This is a genomic window from Sphingomonas phyllosphaerae (assembly GCF_036946485.1).
In the GTDB taxonomy this organism is placed as follows: domain Bacteria; phylum Pseudomonadota; class Alphaproteobacteria; order Sphingomonadales; family Sphingomonadaceae; genus Sphingomonas; species Sphingomonas phyllosphaerae_E.
The window spans coordinates 839,224-855,590 of the sequence record NZ_JAQIJA010000005.1 but is presented as its reverse complement, the minus strand read 5'-3'; the positions used below and the strand labels follow the sequence as shown (position 1 = coordinate 855,590).

Annotated in this window: 8 protein-coding genes and 1 pseudogene; 4 read left to right on the top strand and 5 right to left on the bottom strand. The window is 62.9% G+C overall.

All coding sequences use genetic code 11. The features are described from left to right. The first annotated feature begins 471 nt into the window (after positions 1–471). A complete protein-coding gene (locus PGN16_RS12685) occupies positions 472–813 on the top strand; it encodes a hypothetical protein (protein ID WP_335309759.1) in 342 nt (113 codons plus the stop codon). Positions 814–1,119: 306 nt separating this feature from the next. On the opposite strand, the gene PGN16_RS12680 is transcribed toward PGN16_RS12685, so the two are convergent. Beyond that, positions 1,120–5,454: an NACHT domain-containing protein gene (locus tag PGN16_RS12680; protein ID WP_335309758.1), complete on the bottom strand. Its 4,335-nt coding sequence runs from the start codon at positions 5,452–5,454 to the stop codon at positions 1,120–1,122. A 233-nt stretch (positions 5,455–5,687) separates the two neighbouring features. Here PGN16_RS12680 and PGN16_RS12675 point away from each other — a divergent pair, with 233 nt between their 5' ends. The 3 genes from PGN16_RS12675 to PGN16_RS12665 all read left to right on the top strand — a co-directional run bounded on the left by PGN16_RS12675 (position 5,688) and on the right by PGN16_RS12665 (position 13,092). Continuing rightward, positions 5,688–8,828, top strand: coding sequence for a hypothetical protein (locus tag PGN16_RS12675; protein WP_335309757.1), 3,141 nt, complete (start codon positions 5,688–5,690; stop codon positions 8,826–8,828). Positions 8,829–9,379: 551 nt separating this feature from the next. Then, positions 9,380–11,371 carry a hypothetical protein gene (locus tag PGN16_RS12670; protein ID WP_335309756.1) on the top strand — a complete coding sequence of 664 codons (1,992 nt, stop codon included), beginning with the start codon at positions 9,380–9,382 and terminating at the stop codon, positions 11,369–11,371. A 509-nt stretch (positions 11,372–11,880) separates the two neighbouring features. Further along, positions 11,881–13,092 (top strand): hypothetical protein, encoded by a 1,212-nt coding sequence (locus PGN16_RS12665; RefSeq protein ID WP_335309755.1) that lies wholly within the window; start codon positions 11,881–11,883, stop codon positions 13,090–13,092. Positions 13,093–13,098: 6 nt separating this feature from the next. Here PGN16_RS12665 and PGN16_RS12660 read toward each other — a convergent pair whose 3' ends face one another. The 4 genes and pseudogenes from PGN16_RS12660 to PGN16_RS12645 all read right to left on the bottom strand — a co-directional run. Next, positions 13,099–14,196, bottom strand: a complete 1,098-nt coding sequence (locus PGN16_RS12660) for a hypothetical protein (protein ID WP_335309754.1) — start codon at positions 14,194–14,196, stop codon at positions 13,099–13,101. A gap of 68 nt (positions 14,197–14,264) precedes the next feature. Further along, positions 14,265–14,738, bottom strand: a complete 474-nt coding sequence (locus PGN16_RS12655) for an ASCH domain-containing protein (RefSeq protein WP_335309753.1) — start codon at positions 14,736–14,738, stop codon at positions 14,265–14,267. A 58-nt stretch (positions 14,739–14,796) separates the two neighbouring features. Beyond that, a complete protein-coding gene (locus PGN16_RS12650; protein WP_335309752.1) occupies positions 14,797–15,603 on the bottom strand; it encodes a hypothetical protein in 807 nt (268 codons plus the stop codon). 412 nt (positions 15,604–16,015) lie between these two features. Further along, positions 16,016–16,201 (bottom strand): annotated as a pseudogene (locus tag PGN16_RS12645) (oxidoreductase); the annotation flags it as partial. Positions 16,202–16,367 lie beyond the last annotated feature (166 nt).

Here is a 16,367-nt window from a genome sequence, read left to right as displayed (position 1 = left end):
TGTAGCCTCTCCCAAATCGGAATATCAAAATGCCGTCACGCAATTGCTTATTTATAATCGGCCAATTCTTTAGCAAGCCGCTACTTGTTCAATGCGAGGAATATACTAAGATCACGTCAGACCCGACGGCTTACGTATACGGCCATACTTGCGCCTACGCCAATTTCATCGCCGAACTTCGGCCCAGCGGTTTCATTGATGTTTTCGCAAACGTAGCCATCCGCCGTTCACGAGCTCAGAACGGTCTTGCACTATTACGGAAGCTTTGTAACGCAGCACATGCGGACGGTATATCCCGTCCGCGGGGCGTGGAAACCCCGACAATCGCTAGGTCCGGTCGAGCATTTCGGCCGGGCGGCTGTCGCGCATGTCCAAGGCTTGCCCAAAGGCGGCAGCGCCTTGTCCTAGCGCAGGGTTTCCAACGCCCGGCTTACGCCGGGCCGCCTCTGAACTGCCGGAGGCGTGACGTCGATGAACATTGATGTTTCAAATGATATTTTTAAGACGCAGCTCAGCGATGCCGTCACATTGCTTAGATCATTTAGCCAATCAAATGGCCTTAGCATTGATGCAGCCATTTCTATAATAATGGCAGCAGCTAGCCATGAGGGTGGTTTTGACGCTATTATTGCCATGGAGAAAGTATCCTCAGCTATTATCATGGATCATAAATCTACTGCTCCAAAAAGTAGACAGCAGCGGCGATGGGAAACGAAGCACGCCTCTAAGATGATAATTAGCAATACGTTGAGAACACAGTTTCCGGATATTTTTACATTCGATCCTTTACAAATTTCAGATCCAGACGGCTGACAGGTGATTCTAAGCTCTACTTCAAGTTTTAGTGGAAGCCGATTTGGTCACTTGTGGGAACCGCTGGCCTCGACTGTTTTTTTCCATGTTGTCGAGCGGGGGCTTCGAACGCCTTTTAGTGGTGGGAAGCGGCTGGTCTGCTTTCAGGCTTCGGGTGGCTGAAGCGGACGTTCGTTCAGCGAAATCAGGAGGCGGCAATGCGCCCACTACGGTAGTTCAAAGAATCACGGAGTAACCAGTGACCGGACGCTCGCTCCGAAAGAATAGCGCTGAGACGTCTAGGAGGTCCGACCGACCTCAAATGGTCTAGATGGCTGTCGCGTCGGGGTCTGGTGTTAAGATCGGCCATGGCCGCCCCGAGAAAAGGTCCGGGTGGCGGGGCTCGTCCACCGCGCGGCCATATTCGTCCCGTATCTCGTCGATGGCGTTGAGCGCGCGCGCCGCCAAGTCCTTTGTGCTCCCGTCAATTGTATCCGCCAAAAGGCGCCGGCGCAGACCGGCAACCGCAACGGGAACAATCGAAAAGGCGTTGCTCCAGCCCGGCGCGGGCACCTGCTCGGTGACGACGTTGCGGATGTCGTGATAGCTCAGCAGCCGGAGATTCCAGCGGCGCTCGAGCTCGATGATCAGGAACAGCCCGTCCGCATCGAGCGCGTTGGACACGGCCGCGGCCAGTTGCCGCGCCCCGGCCGTCGGTTCGGCGTTGGCGAGACGCGCATAGATATCGCTTCTCACGCGGGGAAAGGTCTTTATGAGCTCGCCGAGATCCTGCGACCACCGCCAGCTGCCGACCGATGATTTGGAACCCTTGGCCTGCTCCGCCGCCGTTAGCGCGACGAGCCGCAACCCCGCGCTTTCAGAGCCCAGAGCGGCCGCGGTCGTGTACCAGCTATATTCACGAAGGATTTTGGGCTCGAGGTCGGCAATTGCGAAAAGCGCTTCTTCGACTCCCGAGCTTGCCGAGTAGGCCAAGTTGGAGACGAGCGGCGCGATCCGGTCGACCGAGCGATGCTCGGGCGGTATCCCACACAGCACCTCGACCGCTGCCGATAAATCGTCGGTGAAGGGTAGTAGGCGCAGCCAGTCATTGAGCTCATAGGAGTCCGAACCGTGGAGCATCCAGGTTTTGGTCTTCGCTTCCTCGAACACGGCGTCGATGCCACGTCGGACAACTTCGGTTCGGATGACCTCGCCGGATTGGATCAGCGAGGCGATCAGCCGCGGCGCGACGCGGCGATGCGCGAGGGCGAGCAGTCGATCGATGGTCGTTGGGCGCCGGCCATGTGGAAGCCGTGCCGCTACACAGGCCAGGGCGAGCGCGTGGGCATGCTGCTCGTCGCTCGACGATTCTCCGACCAGCCGCTCGACGACGGCGAAGATCGCCTCGGCGTCGGGGTCCGTGCGGTGCGGATCGGCTAGGCGTAGCGCCCGTCGCGTGCGAACATGGGCATAATCAGGATTAGCGGGGAAAATTTGACCGCGTTGCGGCTCGTTAGCCTCAATCCAGTGCCTGCAGATGACCTCGGCCGCCTCTCGTCCGAAATGCGGATGATCGAGGTAGCCGCGTAACAGCGTGCGCGTTTCGGGCGCATTGATCGCGGTGAAGGCGCGTGCATATTGATGGGTCTGCGGGTTCTGCGCCTCATGGCGGGCGCGGCCTTCGCGCCATCCCGACGCCTGCGCTTCGGCCCGTGCGGCGCCATAGTGGGCCAGGTTGGCATTGAGCATCTGCTGGAGGACAGGCAGCAGGCTCACATGTGGCACGATCGCCATCAGCTCGGCGATCTCGGCAACGTCGTGCCGGGACGCGCTGCCATCGGCGAGCAGCCGCTTGGCCCATTCCTCGGCAAGAATGCGAACCTCGTCGCGCAATGCCCCGACAATCGGACGGGAGCGGGGCCCAGGGTCGCGGTTCCGCGTCAGCAGGTCCGCCAGGAGCACGAGGAGCGAGGCATCGGCATTGGCCGACCGCGCACGTGCCGCGTCAACGAGGCTTGCGACGGGCGCTTTAGTGATCCGGTCAACCAAGACATGATAGCGGTCCGAATTGTCCTTGTCATAGGGCAGCGACCGATCCCTCAGGCGAGCCGCGATCGGCAGCAGCGCGTCGACCAGCCGACCAACCGCCGTCGGCCCGAGCACAGAGGCGGCCGCGGCTGCGTTCGAGTCGCGCTCGCCCACGGTGAGCGCTACCGCGACCAGTCCCTCGTCCTCGACCGCATAGCCGGCACCGGCGAGAAGATCGTCCGTGCCATAGCCGAGCGGCTTGCCGGCGCGCAGCCGGCGCAGGAGTCCGTCCGCGATCGCACGGCTATATTCGTCGTTGAGTTGGTAGAGGCGCCAGCCATCATCGTCGCCGGCGCCGGGCTCAAACATGGCAACGAGATCGCTGACCTGCTGCTCCAACTGTAGGTCGGCGGGCTCGGTCAAAATCGCGAGGAGGCGGTCTCGGGTCGTTCGTTCAGCGGCTTCGAGGCGCGCGCGCGCCGCTTCGAGCTTCCGGCTTACGGCAGGTTCCGCGACAAAATGCGGATAGGCCGGCCGGGCGACGTGATCCAACACGGAGTCGGCGGCAGCTTCCAAAAGTCGGTTCAGGTGGCGATCGGCCCGCCGAAAGATCAGCGCGTCGGCAACCGATCTTTGCACCTCGGATTCCGGATCGGTTCGCGCGATCTCGACGGCAAACACCATCGCGTCGAAGTCGCCATGGCTCGCAATCTCGTGCAGCAAAACTTGGCGCGGCCCCGGTTCAAGCCCGCGGACGCGCGCAGATCCGTAAGGGCCAAGCAGACGGACGTCGAACCGCCGGCAACTGCGGAGCGCCTTGAGACTGACTTGGTCCTTCGAGTCAGTGATCATCGGCCACACGAAGTCGAGGAATTCGCTGCGCCCGGTGTCGAGCATGAAGCGCAGGGCCCGGTCCGAGGTACCAGGACGGTGCCAGAGCCGGACCCACCCGACGATCGTGTCAGCGATTTTCGTCCAAACCGGGTCGCTCGCACGGTAAATCATCTCGGCCGCGAGCAGCGGGTCAACAGCGAAGGCGGAGAGGATCGCGGCGGCGGCGGCATCCTGTGCTCTCGTGTCACCCCTTGCCATGCGCTCGATCGCGAACATAATCGCTTCTTCCCAGGCCGGTCGATCGAGCATCGACCGCTGAAGAGTTTTGCGGTCCGACTCGTCATTCGCTGCGGCTACGATCTGCCGCTCGACGGCGTGCGAGGCGAACCACTCCTGGAACTGCTGGTGCTGGAAGGCGAGGCCGTTTCCGGCCCGGACGAGCACGTGGTGGTCGACCAGCGCCGCGACCGCCGCCGTGAAGTCCGGCCGCGTGGCAATCTGTCCATCGTCGAGAAGCGCCGAAGCAGTGGCGGCGATCGACCGCCGTGCGCCTGCATCGTCTAAGCTGGGGGTCGCCGCGGCGCTCGCCGCGAGCGCTAGGCCTTCGAGATAGTCACGCTGGAACGGACCGAGCAGCGCGTGCAGCTTGGCGAGATGGTGGGGCTTGGCCTCATGCGCGTCGACAAAGCTCCTGAGGACTGCTTCGCGCGTTTCCGGAAAGGGCGATCCCGGCGGCAAGCGCATGAGCGCGTTCAGATATAGCGGTATCGCGACCAGGTCCCTCACATGCGGCGTGCGCCAGGCGCGATCGAGCAGCGCGGCGCCCTCTTCGCCGCGCAGGGCCTGCGCGATCATCAGCTGCTTGTCTTCGTCGAGCAGAGAGAGGTCGATCTTCGTGCCCGTGAATGGAATATCGAGCGCTTGCGGCCGCGTCGAGATTATGAGCGCCAGCTCGGGCATCTCGGCTTTCAGCCTTTCGAGCTCGGTGCGGGCACGCTCCCGGGCGTCGGGGGCAAGCTCGTTCCAGCCATCGAGCAGCAGCACGAGTTCGCCGCGCGTCGCTGCCGCGCGCAGGTCAGCCTCGGCCTCGAGGTGCCACGCCGCACGCTCTAGGATCGATCCGAGCAACGTTTGGTTGCCGGTTGCCCAGTCGGCGAGCGCGACATAGATCGGAACGCCATGCTCGCTCGCCAGAACGCCTTCGGCGATCTGGAGTAGCGTGGTCGTCTTGCCCATGCCCGGCGCGGCCACGAGGATCAGGTCGTCGAGCTCCCGGGCGGCGTTTGCAAGCCCGAAGCTTGTCAGCGGCTCCTCCAGTCCTTGAATTGCGACTGATAATGCCACCGCGCTTTGCGGCCACCGTGCGGTAAGGCGTATTGTTGCGAGATCGACCCGAGCAGCCTCGCGCAACTCGCCATCTCCGGAGGACGATCCTATCGAAGTAATCGGCATGCGGCCGCTCACGCGCCGCCAGGATGCCTGCTCCGCCTCGCGCTTCAGCCGGCGCAGGGCTTTGACGGTATAGCGCTTAGCATCGTCGTCGACTTCATCGCCGTGGTTGCGGCACAACCAGATTCCATTGCTGGCGGCGCTGCGCTCGGCGCTGCTCATAATGGGGTCATATCGGGGACCGTTCGGGGACGCGGCACAGATATGTGCCGCGGTTCCGATGGTTATCTCGCCGGAGCCATCGGCATTTGCGCCGGTTGTGCTGATTTGGCAAATCGAGCAGGCATGTCCCGCACGCCGCTCGATTGTGCGCCGGACAGGTGCAGAAAAATCGTCGCGTTGGTTCTTCACGCCCGCATCCTAGCGTATCTTGCCTCGGCAATAGCGAAGAGATTTCGGGGCTGGAATTGCCGCCTTCGCTCGCGCGAAGTGGCCCCAAGCCAGCTATCCGTTAGGCGTCCAAGCCCACAAAAAATCGGACTTCACTTTCAGAATGTCGGGAAGGGCGCAAAGCATTCGAGTACCGCTGAACGGCTATCAAGGAGGTCGGCCCGAGGGATTCTTCGCCCCTGCCCCGGTCTATCATGAAGCGGAAAGAGCATTACACTGGCCATATGCAGTTCCGCGCCAAGCAGATCGCCCCACCGAAAGACTGGGCTACGTTCGAGGACCTCTGCCATGCCCTGTTCAAAAAGGTATGGAACGACCCGTTGGCCCAGAAAAACGGGAGGCGCGGGCAAGCCCAGCACGGCGTTGACGTGTTCGGCTCGGTGAACGGTGACCGAAAATCCTACCGTGGCGTTCAATGCAAAGGGAAGGACGCCAACTATGGCAGCGAGGCAAAGCTGCCCGAGATACTCGCGGAGGTCGGCAAAGCCGAGAATTTTACTCCAACCCTAGAGCATTGGATTTTCGCAACGACCGCTCCGGTCGATGGGGCTCTGCAAAAGGCTGCCCGGGAGCTTTCAGCCGAACGCAAACCGATCGGGCTGTTCTCCATCGATGTGCTTGGTTGGGAAGAGATACAGGCCCTGATCGCCGAGCATCCCGAGCTCATCCAAGAGTTCTATCCCGAGCACGCCAACCATATTCCTCAGGTGATCGAAGCACTCAAGGCTCTGCCTTCTCTGGAAACCAAACTTACCCGCTTGGTCGGCGATTTGGACACACGATTGGTCGCCACCCGCCCCGAAACCGCCGCATGGGAGGCGATCACTTTTAAGACGGATCGCGGCCTCGGCCCCGCGCTCTTCGGACGCCCGCTCGGCCCCTCGGACGCGAGCGCCTGTCCGCGACTGGTCGAAGCCGACGCTCTCGCCGCTCAACTGAGGATCGCATTCTCGGCTCGGTTGGGCGGGGAGCCGGGAGCGGGCAAATCGATTTGCTCGTACCAAGTGGCGCGGGATTTCTCGGCCGCTGGCTATGAGGTGCTGCGCCTTAGCGATCCGGAGACTACGATTGTCGATCCGCCCGCTGCCGGCCGCAGCAGGCGCCTCCTCTTCATCGACAACGCGCACCTTATGGCTCCGGCTAAGCTTCGCCGCTTGGAAGAGTTGGCCAGCGCAGACCTTCTGGTTCTTTCGACCCACAACGCGATTGAAAAATCAGACCTCGAGCGCGGCTCGGTGACGGTCAACGCAGGGCGCGCCGTCCGAACGATCGCCGCGGCGCTCCGGGCCGATCTCCCGCGAACCCTAAACGCTGTTCGTATGGCGGACGACCAGGTCGGCGAGCGGATGATGGACGAAGACCTGAACCAGCGCATCGACCATGCTGAGGCGTCGGCCGATCGGCCGTGGCAGTTCTGCTTCATCCTCGGAGGCGGGTGGCGCAGGTCAAAGCAAGCGGCCGAAGCGGCCCACGGCGTCGGCGCTGATTTTGTCCTCGCCGCTATCGCGATGCGGCAACTGGCTTCACGCGATGCGATCGCCGCCCCTGAGGACATCGCCGAAGTTTGTGAGACGGTCGGGATCCGACGCGAGGCGGTCGAGTGTCACCTAAAATGGCTAGAAGCCGAACGATTGATCTTGAGTTCGGCGGATTGTCGAACGCCCCATCAGCGCTTCGCATCCGTCGTCCTCAACCAGATCCTCGTGGGCCAAGACAAAAATGGGCGGCAGCGCATTGGCCAATTGATCGATACGGTTTTGGTCGATCCTGATTTCCCTTTGCTGGGCTTGCGCTCGCTCTTGCATGCCGTTTGGTTCGGCATCGGCGACTATCGCTGGTGGCGTCTGCCACAGCCCACCGCCATCGAAACCCTTGCCGCGCGATGTTGGCAGGCCGAAGGCGAGGAGCGCGGTCACGCGGCTCTCGCCTTGGCCGAGCTATGGAGATTTCTCGACGACGGTGCAGTGGCCGTCATCGATCCGCATATAGAAAGCTTCTCGCGCTGGATTTCGAATCCCGACGACGGGGCCTACGCATTCGCTCATCTGCTGAATGGACTGCACAATGAGGCGAAGCGCACAGCGGCAGCGATTGCGGCGGGTGTCGAGCCCGCCCCAATCGCTGCCGCTTATTCGAACGTCGCCGTGGACACCGCCTATGGGCTTGCCGACCTCATGCGCACCCTGTGCGCCGTCAGCGAAGAGTCTTGGAAGGAGAAGATGAGAGCGGCGGTCGACAAGAGCAAGCTGCTCGCATTTGCAGGCGACCAAAGGCTGCAGGACAAGCCGTATGTCTTCGGCCCATTTTGCACTTCGGTCCTCTGGTGGGACAAAGATTTAGCGATGGACATGGCGGAGCGGTTCGTACCGACAGCTCAAGCGGCTCTCGCTCACGACCCGGTTGAAGCGTTTCACGAACTCGGCCACGATTTCATCATGCATGTGCTGCGGGTGTTCGACCCGCTGGGTGTCTATGTCGGGATGTTGAAGCCGACCGCCCGCCAGTGGTCGATTGCCAGGCGAATGTGTCGGCCACTCGATCCTGCGCTTGTGGCGCAGCAGCTCTCCGACGCTCGAATGCGACAGTTCCAGTCAGCGGCAGGACTCTTGGATTTTCTCTTCCGGTGCGCCCCGCAGAAATACGACGCGGTCGTGCGCCAGCTCGATTGGTCGAAGCTGGACGCGCAGATCGGCGACGAGTGGGCCAGTCCGTCGCATGAGACGGAAGTACTGCTTGGATTGCTCTCCATGCGCGAAGCCGCTCGATCGATGGTTTCGGAATTTATAGCTTCCCGGGCGGATCAGATTGTAGAAATGCCGCCCCGGTTTGTTCTGCTCGCGCCGGAAGTCGGGATCGCCCACGTCGCAGCTGGGAAAAGACTAACTCTCGCGAAACACGGTCACGTTGAGTGGGAGATGGGCGCGGTCGCGCTTTATCTTATCGGCGAAGCAAGGCCGGACTTGATAGCGCCGGCAGTAAAGCCGTTCGTTGGGGAGATCGCCAACAGCCTCTCAAGTTATGATCGGAATCATGCAGGGGACGCGCATTTTCTCTTCCGCCTTTTGATCGATAAAGCGCCGGAGGTTTGGCGAAAGGTTCTCTCCGCGCTCGATGTCGATGCCGTCGAGCGCAGCCTAGCGGCCTGTTTCAGAATGGATGCGAGCCATCGGCACGCGGCCGCCGTGGTGGTGGACTCAGCCATCGGCAAGAGTGACGCGATCGCGGCAATGGCGCAGAGATTGAGAACGAGGTTTCCTAAGGCGTCCGTCCCCACAGATACGCCGCCCAAACATGTCTCCCGGAGAAAGCGGCGCGCCCGAGGACGCAAGAAATAGCTGCGCGATCGAACGGCGCGCGCTCATCAATGGTTCGGTGCAGGTGGAGAGGCGAGTTCTGCAGACCGTCCCCGTGCAGTCGGAGGCGCGAAAGCCCCTCTATTCTATGAGGTTTCGGGGACCGAAAAGCGCGCAATGACGAGCGTCAATGGGGGACACGTCGGCAGGACGCGGCAATGGGGCGACAAGTTGAACCTGCGACTCACACGCGAGAATGTCCGCTTCGTAACATGAGGCCGCTCTGCGCGAACGTCAGGTTTGGACGCAACCACGCAATTCGGCCCTACTGAATGAACGTTCGGCTCTGGGAAGCGGCAATATCCCGCTGGACGGCCGGCTTTGGGTCCTGCCTTCGGCAAGTGTCGACCAACATACGCCATTCCGATGATCCGCCGGAGATGTCTGACTTTGCAGGGACCGGCCATTCACAACTATGGCAACTGCCGGACAGGAAGCCGCAGGAGTGCCGTGAATGTCGCCTTCTGAGTCATCCGACCGGGCTCGATCGGATTTGACTGGTCGACCCGCTCTTCTGCGGCCATCGTCGCTCGATGTCGATGAAGCCAGGCATCCTTGAGACGCTCGATCGGGTATACGAACAGGCGGCTCGGATGCCCCTCGGCTCCGGTACGGCGCCGGACGCGATTTTGTCGGCAACCGAAGGTGCGTGGCCGTCGGGTGACGTCCGGCGCCTTGCGAAAGTGGCGAGGATCGCTGCGGTGATGGGCGACATGGCGGACGAGGTCGCACGCGCCACCGAAAGGTTGGCAATGAAGGCGCGTCAGGACCGGTTTGTCGATTTCGGGGAAGCGGACCTCTGGGCCGCCGCCCTGAGATGGGCAATCGACGACCTCGCGTCTAACACCTGGTTCGGCCCCGCTCCCGGTTCGACATCCCGCGCTCATGAGGTCGGCGCAGCGGCCGTCCGCCTCCGCGAGGCGGGATACCCCGTCGCAGTCGGGACCGACGGTTGCCGTATCGCCGAGGGGCGCCGCCGTGAATTGCTTCAGCGGATCGATGGCTTGGTCCGTCAACTGGGTGGCGTCGAGGTCCTCCTGCAACTCTTCCGCATTCTGGAAGAGCAGGAACGTTTCGAGGACGGCATGTGGCTGCTCGGGGATGTCGTTCCGCCGGTGGGCCAGCGGAAGGATCCCACGATCCCTTATGGCTGGCTTTTTACCCTGGCCCTTAAGCACGTGAGACCCGTTGCGAAATTGAGGAAGCCCGAAGTTGCATGGGACAATCTCGTGAAGCTGTCCCGAGACTATGGCGCGCTCGTAGACGTGGAGCGCTACGACAATCTACAACGGATTGATGTCTATCCTGGTGAATTGATCCCGACGTTAGTCGAGGCCCTCGGCTGGCATCAGCTCTTCACCTTTCCTCGCTACCGAAGCGCGGTGGTCCTTCAGTTTGTGCAAGCCATGCGCGAGGTACTCGACGAGGCCCAGTGGAGGGCGTTCGGTGTCCAGCCTATGACACTCGCGTCGGAACTGAGGACGCTGTTCGAGGTGGCGAGCGCCAAGGCTCCGACGACGATTCAGCGGGGGGAGGCCGAGCGGGGCCTGCCAAACCTACTGCGTCTAGCATCGGCCCGCCAAGGTGGCGTGAACAAGGGGTTTGTTGACCCCTTCCAAGCCGAAGCAAGGACGTCAGACGGCGTGATTCTGTTTGAAATGGGTGACAAATACCTGATTCTTCCGGAGACTGTTGTAGCTGCGCAGGCCGCCACGATGCTGGTGACGCGAATCTGGCAGTGCCTCGAAGAGGAAGCCGCGAAGAAGGCGGTGGGGGCCATCTGCGAGCGCGTGGTCGCTTCGATCTGCGCTATGTTCCCAGGCGTCAATGTTGCGACGGATCTCGTCTACCACGTCGCCAAGCAGCGTTTTCAGGTCGACGTGCTCGCGACAGAGGATGAAGAAATCACTCTTATCGAAGTTAAGTCTAAGTCGCTAACCAAAACGGCCCTATCAGGTGACATGGCACAATACCTGCTAGACTATGACACCAGTTACCTCGCTATGCTGAAGCAGTTGGTGAGACACGAAACCCACCTTCGCGGCGGGAATCCAGAGTTGCCATCCATCGACGCGGCAAGCCGGATATCCAAAGTGGCCGTGAGCCCGCTGACCTACGGACCACTGTCGGATGTGCATCTGAGCCAGAGCATTCTCCTTGCGCTCTTCCGGGGTAAACTCGGCACCTCTGTCCCGAACGACAGGGACGCCAAGATACTCGCCGATCTTGCGAAGGACGTGACCTCCGTTGGCCGGAGCTTGGAGAGGTTCGTTGGGCAAGGGCCTGGCCAGTACCGTGACGTGCGAGTGGCATTGATGGCCTATCAATGGCTCGACATGGCGCAGCTCGACGCCGTCGTTCGGCTGAAAGCCGGTGTCTCGGCAGCTCTTAAGATGCTGCGGCACGTCTCCTTCGCGAGCCACGATCTCTGGCACGAGGTTGCCTTACGGCGCAGGCTTGATCGCGCAAGCGCGAACGCGACGCCGGTAGACAGAGGGGCGCCCGCTAGGCCACGCGGCGCGTGAGCTGGACGTGGGGTTTGCGGCAGGGATTGTGGCCGAGCTGACTGAGCCTCTCAGAACCGCTCGCCAGTCGCATCCTCCACCCGCCACATTGGCCTCCGGAAAGCGGTCTGCCTTTAATCGGCCAGCCTTGCTCATAACTTGCCGTCGGTATGACTGAGCGGCGAATGACCGATCCTAACCGAAGCCGTCGTTAATGAAATGACGGGATTGTCCCACGAACGCCGGCGGCACACGACCAACCCAAGACATTCAGCGTCTTCGATCTGAGCGTCGGCTTACGCTGAAACTCGCCATTCGGTTCCACGCAAACCGGCCGGTCGGCTTTGCGCCCCAATTTCTGCCACTTAGCGGTTGAGTAGACCGCCCAAAAGCTGCCGTCTCGCTCATCGCTAATCAGCTAGTGCGGCACTGATCGACGATGGCTGAGCGGGAGGTTCGGCGTGGCCACGGCGGCCCGACGTGCTATTCGTGCTGGGCCGGCGAGTCCCGGCCGAGGGAAGGGGGAATCGGTGTCCGCGAGCAATCTGGTGGTGTTCGACACCTGCACCCTTCCGGAATACTACAACGACGTTCACACGGTCCTGGCACTGCCGGCAGGCCACGTCCTGACCTACGACTACGGCGCGTACAACGTATCGCCGGAGGCGCAGGCCGTTCTGCGCAGGGTCAAGGACGGCGAGCGGCCCCGCGCCGTGCTCGCCTACGTCCAGCCGATCGGCTACGTGAAAGGCGCGGGCACCGACGTGAAGACCGTCCTGCCCGAGCCGACGATGCAGACGCTCACGCGGCTGGCGGAGGTGGTCGCGGTCCGCGAGGTGAGCAACGGAGAGAAGGTCCGCTTTTACTTCGACCTCGAGCTGGGCGGCTATCCCTACGACGCGAACGCTACGATCGCCGGCCAGATGGTCGAGCAGCTCCGGGCTGCCGGCGAAATGCCGATGAAGACCTACGTCGCCGTGTTCCCGTCGACCGTGTCGGAGGCGCTGTTCGGTCAGAAGGCGGACGATCCGGCCTTCTCCAACATCGTGAGCGTGCTGTCGCGCCCGGACAGCCAGTTTCGGCGAGACACGTTCTGGCGCATCACGGGGATTTCGCACAGGACGCGCTCGCTGCTTCCGCTCGCGCTGACCAAGGTCAAGCCGCTTGAGCCGCGGACGATAGTCGAGGGTGGCCGAAGCGTCAGCGTCCTCGAACTGGTCGACCAGTCGACGATCTACTTCCACGTCCAGTTCCTGCGCGGCGAGGAGCACGGCTCCGACTACCGCCTGCGCCGAGTGACGGTCGAGGGATCGCCCAAGGCCGCGTCGGACCTGATACGCAATTCCTTCTCGGCGCGCTCCTTCGGTCAGGAGGCCGTCGCGATCTCGATACCGGCGACGTCGAGCCTCTCCGCCCAGACAGTGCGCGTGCAGTTCGCTACGCAGCTGCACGAGAATGACGACGTTAAGGACTATCCCTACGGACCGCAGCCCGCGATCGAGGTGCGATACCGCAAGGCGCCGGTGCGCAGCCTGCTCGCGATCCTTAGCGTGGTCGCCGCCAGCGTGCTGTTTGCCTGGGCGGCGTTCGCGACCAGCTTCGCCACGGCGCCGGCGACGGACGGTATCATCGTCCCACTCGCCTGGCGGGGCGCGTTCGCGGCCTTGGGCGTGCTGCTGAGCCTCTACGCCTACTATCTCTGGACGGACGACGTGGCCCTCGACAAGGCACGCCGGACTTGAGACGGCTTAGGTCGCGGACATCGAGAGTCGCCTGGCGCTGACGCCGGCCGCCGGGGGCAGCGGATGGCTGGCGGTCCACTCCGCGAGGATCTCGGCCACGGGAAGGCTTCTTGCGGCGGGCGGGGTTTCGAGCGTGGCGATCGTGCCGAGCGCTTGACGACACTCGCGGGAGATGGCGCCGAAGTAATGCGCGACGACGTTGGCGGCGAGCGCACGCCGCGGGATGCCGACGAGGCGGGCCGCTGCGAGTAGCATCTGTTTGCGTAAAGGTTTGTTCGCGGCGTGGCCGCGGAACTGCCGGGCGCTAACGTTGCTCGCGGCCAGCGACGCGAACGCGGCGTCGAACGTGCCTGCCGAGAAGTGGTCGATCGGAAAGTTGAGGGAGCGCGTCGCGCCGTAGATCCTCTCGAATAGCTTTCCCCGCTGGCCATCGTTCACGTCGCGGCCGATCCGTATCCGCTCGTATTGTCCGGCGCTGCCGCCCCAACCGCCCGTGGTCGTCAGCCCAAGCACCGGATCCCCATAGGTCATCTCGAGATGCGAGATGACGGGCTCGGAGAAGGCGAGCGCCGCGACGAGACGTCCGAACCCGCGCACGTCGTAGGGAGGGGCGGCCATGCAGATGCTGACGTTGAAGATGGACTTCAGCGCGGCGTTTCGGAGCGCGATCGCCGGCGGGCTCTTGGCCCGAATGCCGTCCGGTCGGACCTTGAACAGCGGCGGCCAGTTCAGATGGACGTCGCGGGCGCCGTCGAAATACATGGGCGAGCGCAGCGCCAGCACGCCCGCGACCCGGGCGGGACCGGCGGTGCGGTCGTAGATGAGGAAGCGCCCGGTGCGCATCGTGCGGGTTTCGGCGGCGACCGACTGGCTCTCGGCGACGTAGTCGAACAGACGGTTCTCCGCGCTGCCGCGCGGGCAGGCAACGACCTCGATCCCCAGGTTTCCGAAGTCGATGTCGAAGGGAGAGAAGTGATCGGCGGGCAGGCCGCGCTCGAGCGCCTCGAGGGCGGCCTTCCGGCCGGCCAGGCGCGCGGCGAGCGACTCGTCGCGCAGCGCCTTCGACGCGGACGTGGTGAAGTCCGGATCCCACACGAACGACATTACGTCGTTTGTCGAAAGCAGGCGGACGTCCTCGCGGCCGAACCGCACAAGGTCGCGCTGGAGGGACCTCAGAAAAGCCGCGGCTGGCGTTCCTGAGCGGACGGCGACGCTTCTGAGCATAGGACTCCCGGTCTGGTGAGGTCGACGAAGATGATGGCTCCCGAGGGGTGCCGGTAGGGAATGGGTTCATCGTAGATGATCGGGTTGTCGACGACCCAGGCGAAGGTCTTCGACTGGCCGTCGCGCGCGACGTAGGGCGGCTTGTCCTCCCTTGCGATCTCGTCGCGCTCGGCGGCGGAGATGAACGACGTGTCGCGCAGCTGGCGGAGTGTGAGCGGCCCGAGGACATCGACGATCTCGCATTCGCCGACAATCAGGCCGCTGCCGGACCGGATGAGGCCGATCCGCCCGCGCAGCTTCGTGGCGCTTGCGCGCAGCTCCCACGTCTTGCGGTGAGTGAGGATCAGCGAGACGTAGGGCTCGCGCACCATCAGGGCGCGCTCGGGTGGTTCGAACGTCGGTCGGTCGGAATGGGCGGTCATTGCGTAAGAGTGTGTCGGGCCGCGCAGCCAGTCAAACCGTTAGACCCGTTGTCGCCTATTACCTCCCAGCCTTTCTGGTTTCCAGCTCCAGCCGCTTGCGAAACAGCGCAACGTAGCCGTCCGACAGCCGCTTGAGCTCGGCATAGCCGAATCCCGGATCGCGGCCGATCAGGAACCGAGGAGCGTATCTGTCGATGAGCGCCTGCGATGGCTCGAGCGCGGTCCTGATCCCGGCGCGCGCCTGGCTCAGCTGCTCGGGCGTCGGTTCGACGATGCCCTTCGCGTCCATCGTTCGCGTCACCATGCGCTCGCGGCGTTCTCGCCGCCCGCGGCCCACGCAGTTCTTCGCGATGTAGGTAGCAAGTGCGCGCGCCATGATCTCCTTGCAGTGGAACAGCTTGAGATCGGGAGCGAGCACGCGCTGGTAGGCGGCGGTGATGTTCCCGCCCGTCAGCGTGTCGCTGTAGAACCGGGCGACCCGGTCTTCGAGGACGCCAACGGCAATCTCGTTCTCGGGGGCGATGGTCAGGTAGTATGGGGTGGGCTTGTTCAGGCTCAGCTCGAGCGACATCCGCAGGCCGAAGCAGACGCCGAAGACGCAGCACAGGTTGTTGCGGGTGGCGACGTTCACGCGGCGCAGCGCGTCGGCGAGGTCGCCCCAGCTAAGGAACTCGCCGCTCGGCTCGAGAAGCAGCCCTTGGTCCCGCGAGCCGTGGCAGTCGAAGTGCAGGATCGGCCTAAGCCCCTGCCGCGCGTCGGCGGCGACGCCGGCGAGCGACGAGAGAAGCGAGGCACGGTCGGTGACAACCAGTTCGCGGAAGTCCTTCTCGTCGGCGGTCGCAATCATCGCCAGATCCTCGGTCATACGTCTCGAGGGCCCAAGGTCGCGGTCGGCGAGCGAGCGGATCCAGACCAGGCTGTTGACCTGTAGCGCGTCCCGGAGCGTCATGCCGGCTGGGCGGGCGCTGCCCGCCTGACCAAGAACTGCGCCGGCTCCGACCGTCCGGTCTTTAAGCTTGGCATCTGTGAGCGGACTGGCAGAATTCGACTCCCTTCCCGTCATTCTGTGATGTCCCTCAGGCGAGCGGTGAATTGCGGCTCCTGGCAAGAGCTAACGTCCGACTTATCTCTCTGCAACGGCAGCAACGTCCCAGATGTCGTCATTCCACGGTTGCCGCTCGAGACGCCGACCGAACATGAACGAATGTCCGAAGTTGCGATGCGGGATTGGGATCCCGAATGTCTGCAAGTGGGTCGTCTCAACGAAATCGATTTAGTCATGATGAGCCGAATAGGTTGCGGAAGCGACGTGGCTGCGAGCGTAGATACTGGGGCGGGGCCTTTACCTGGGTACCGAGATACGCGGCCGCGTGCCATGGCCAGCGCGGATCATAGAGGATCGTGCGGGCGAGCGCGATCATGTCAGCGTCGCCGGTGCCGATGATCGCTTCCGCCTGCTCATATTATCTGAAGTAATTGGTCATGCGGAGCCTTACCCAACTATTGTCGGGCAGCTCGCAATCTGTCTGGTCAGGGCTTAAAATAACTCCGCTGGACGATGCTTGGCTGATCACTGAACGGGTCCGCCGAGATCGCGCCATAGTAGGCTATGCTCCTGGCTTGCTTGAT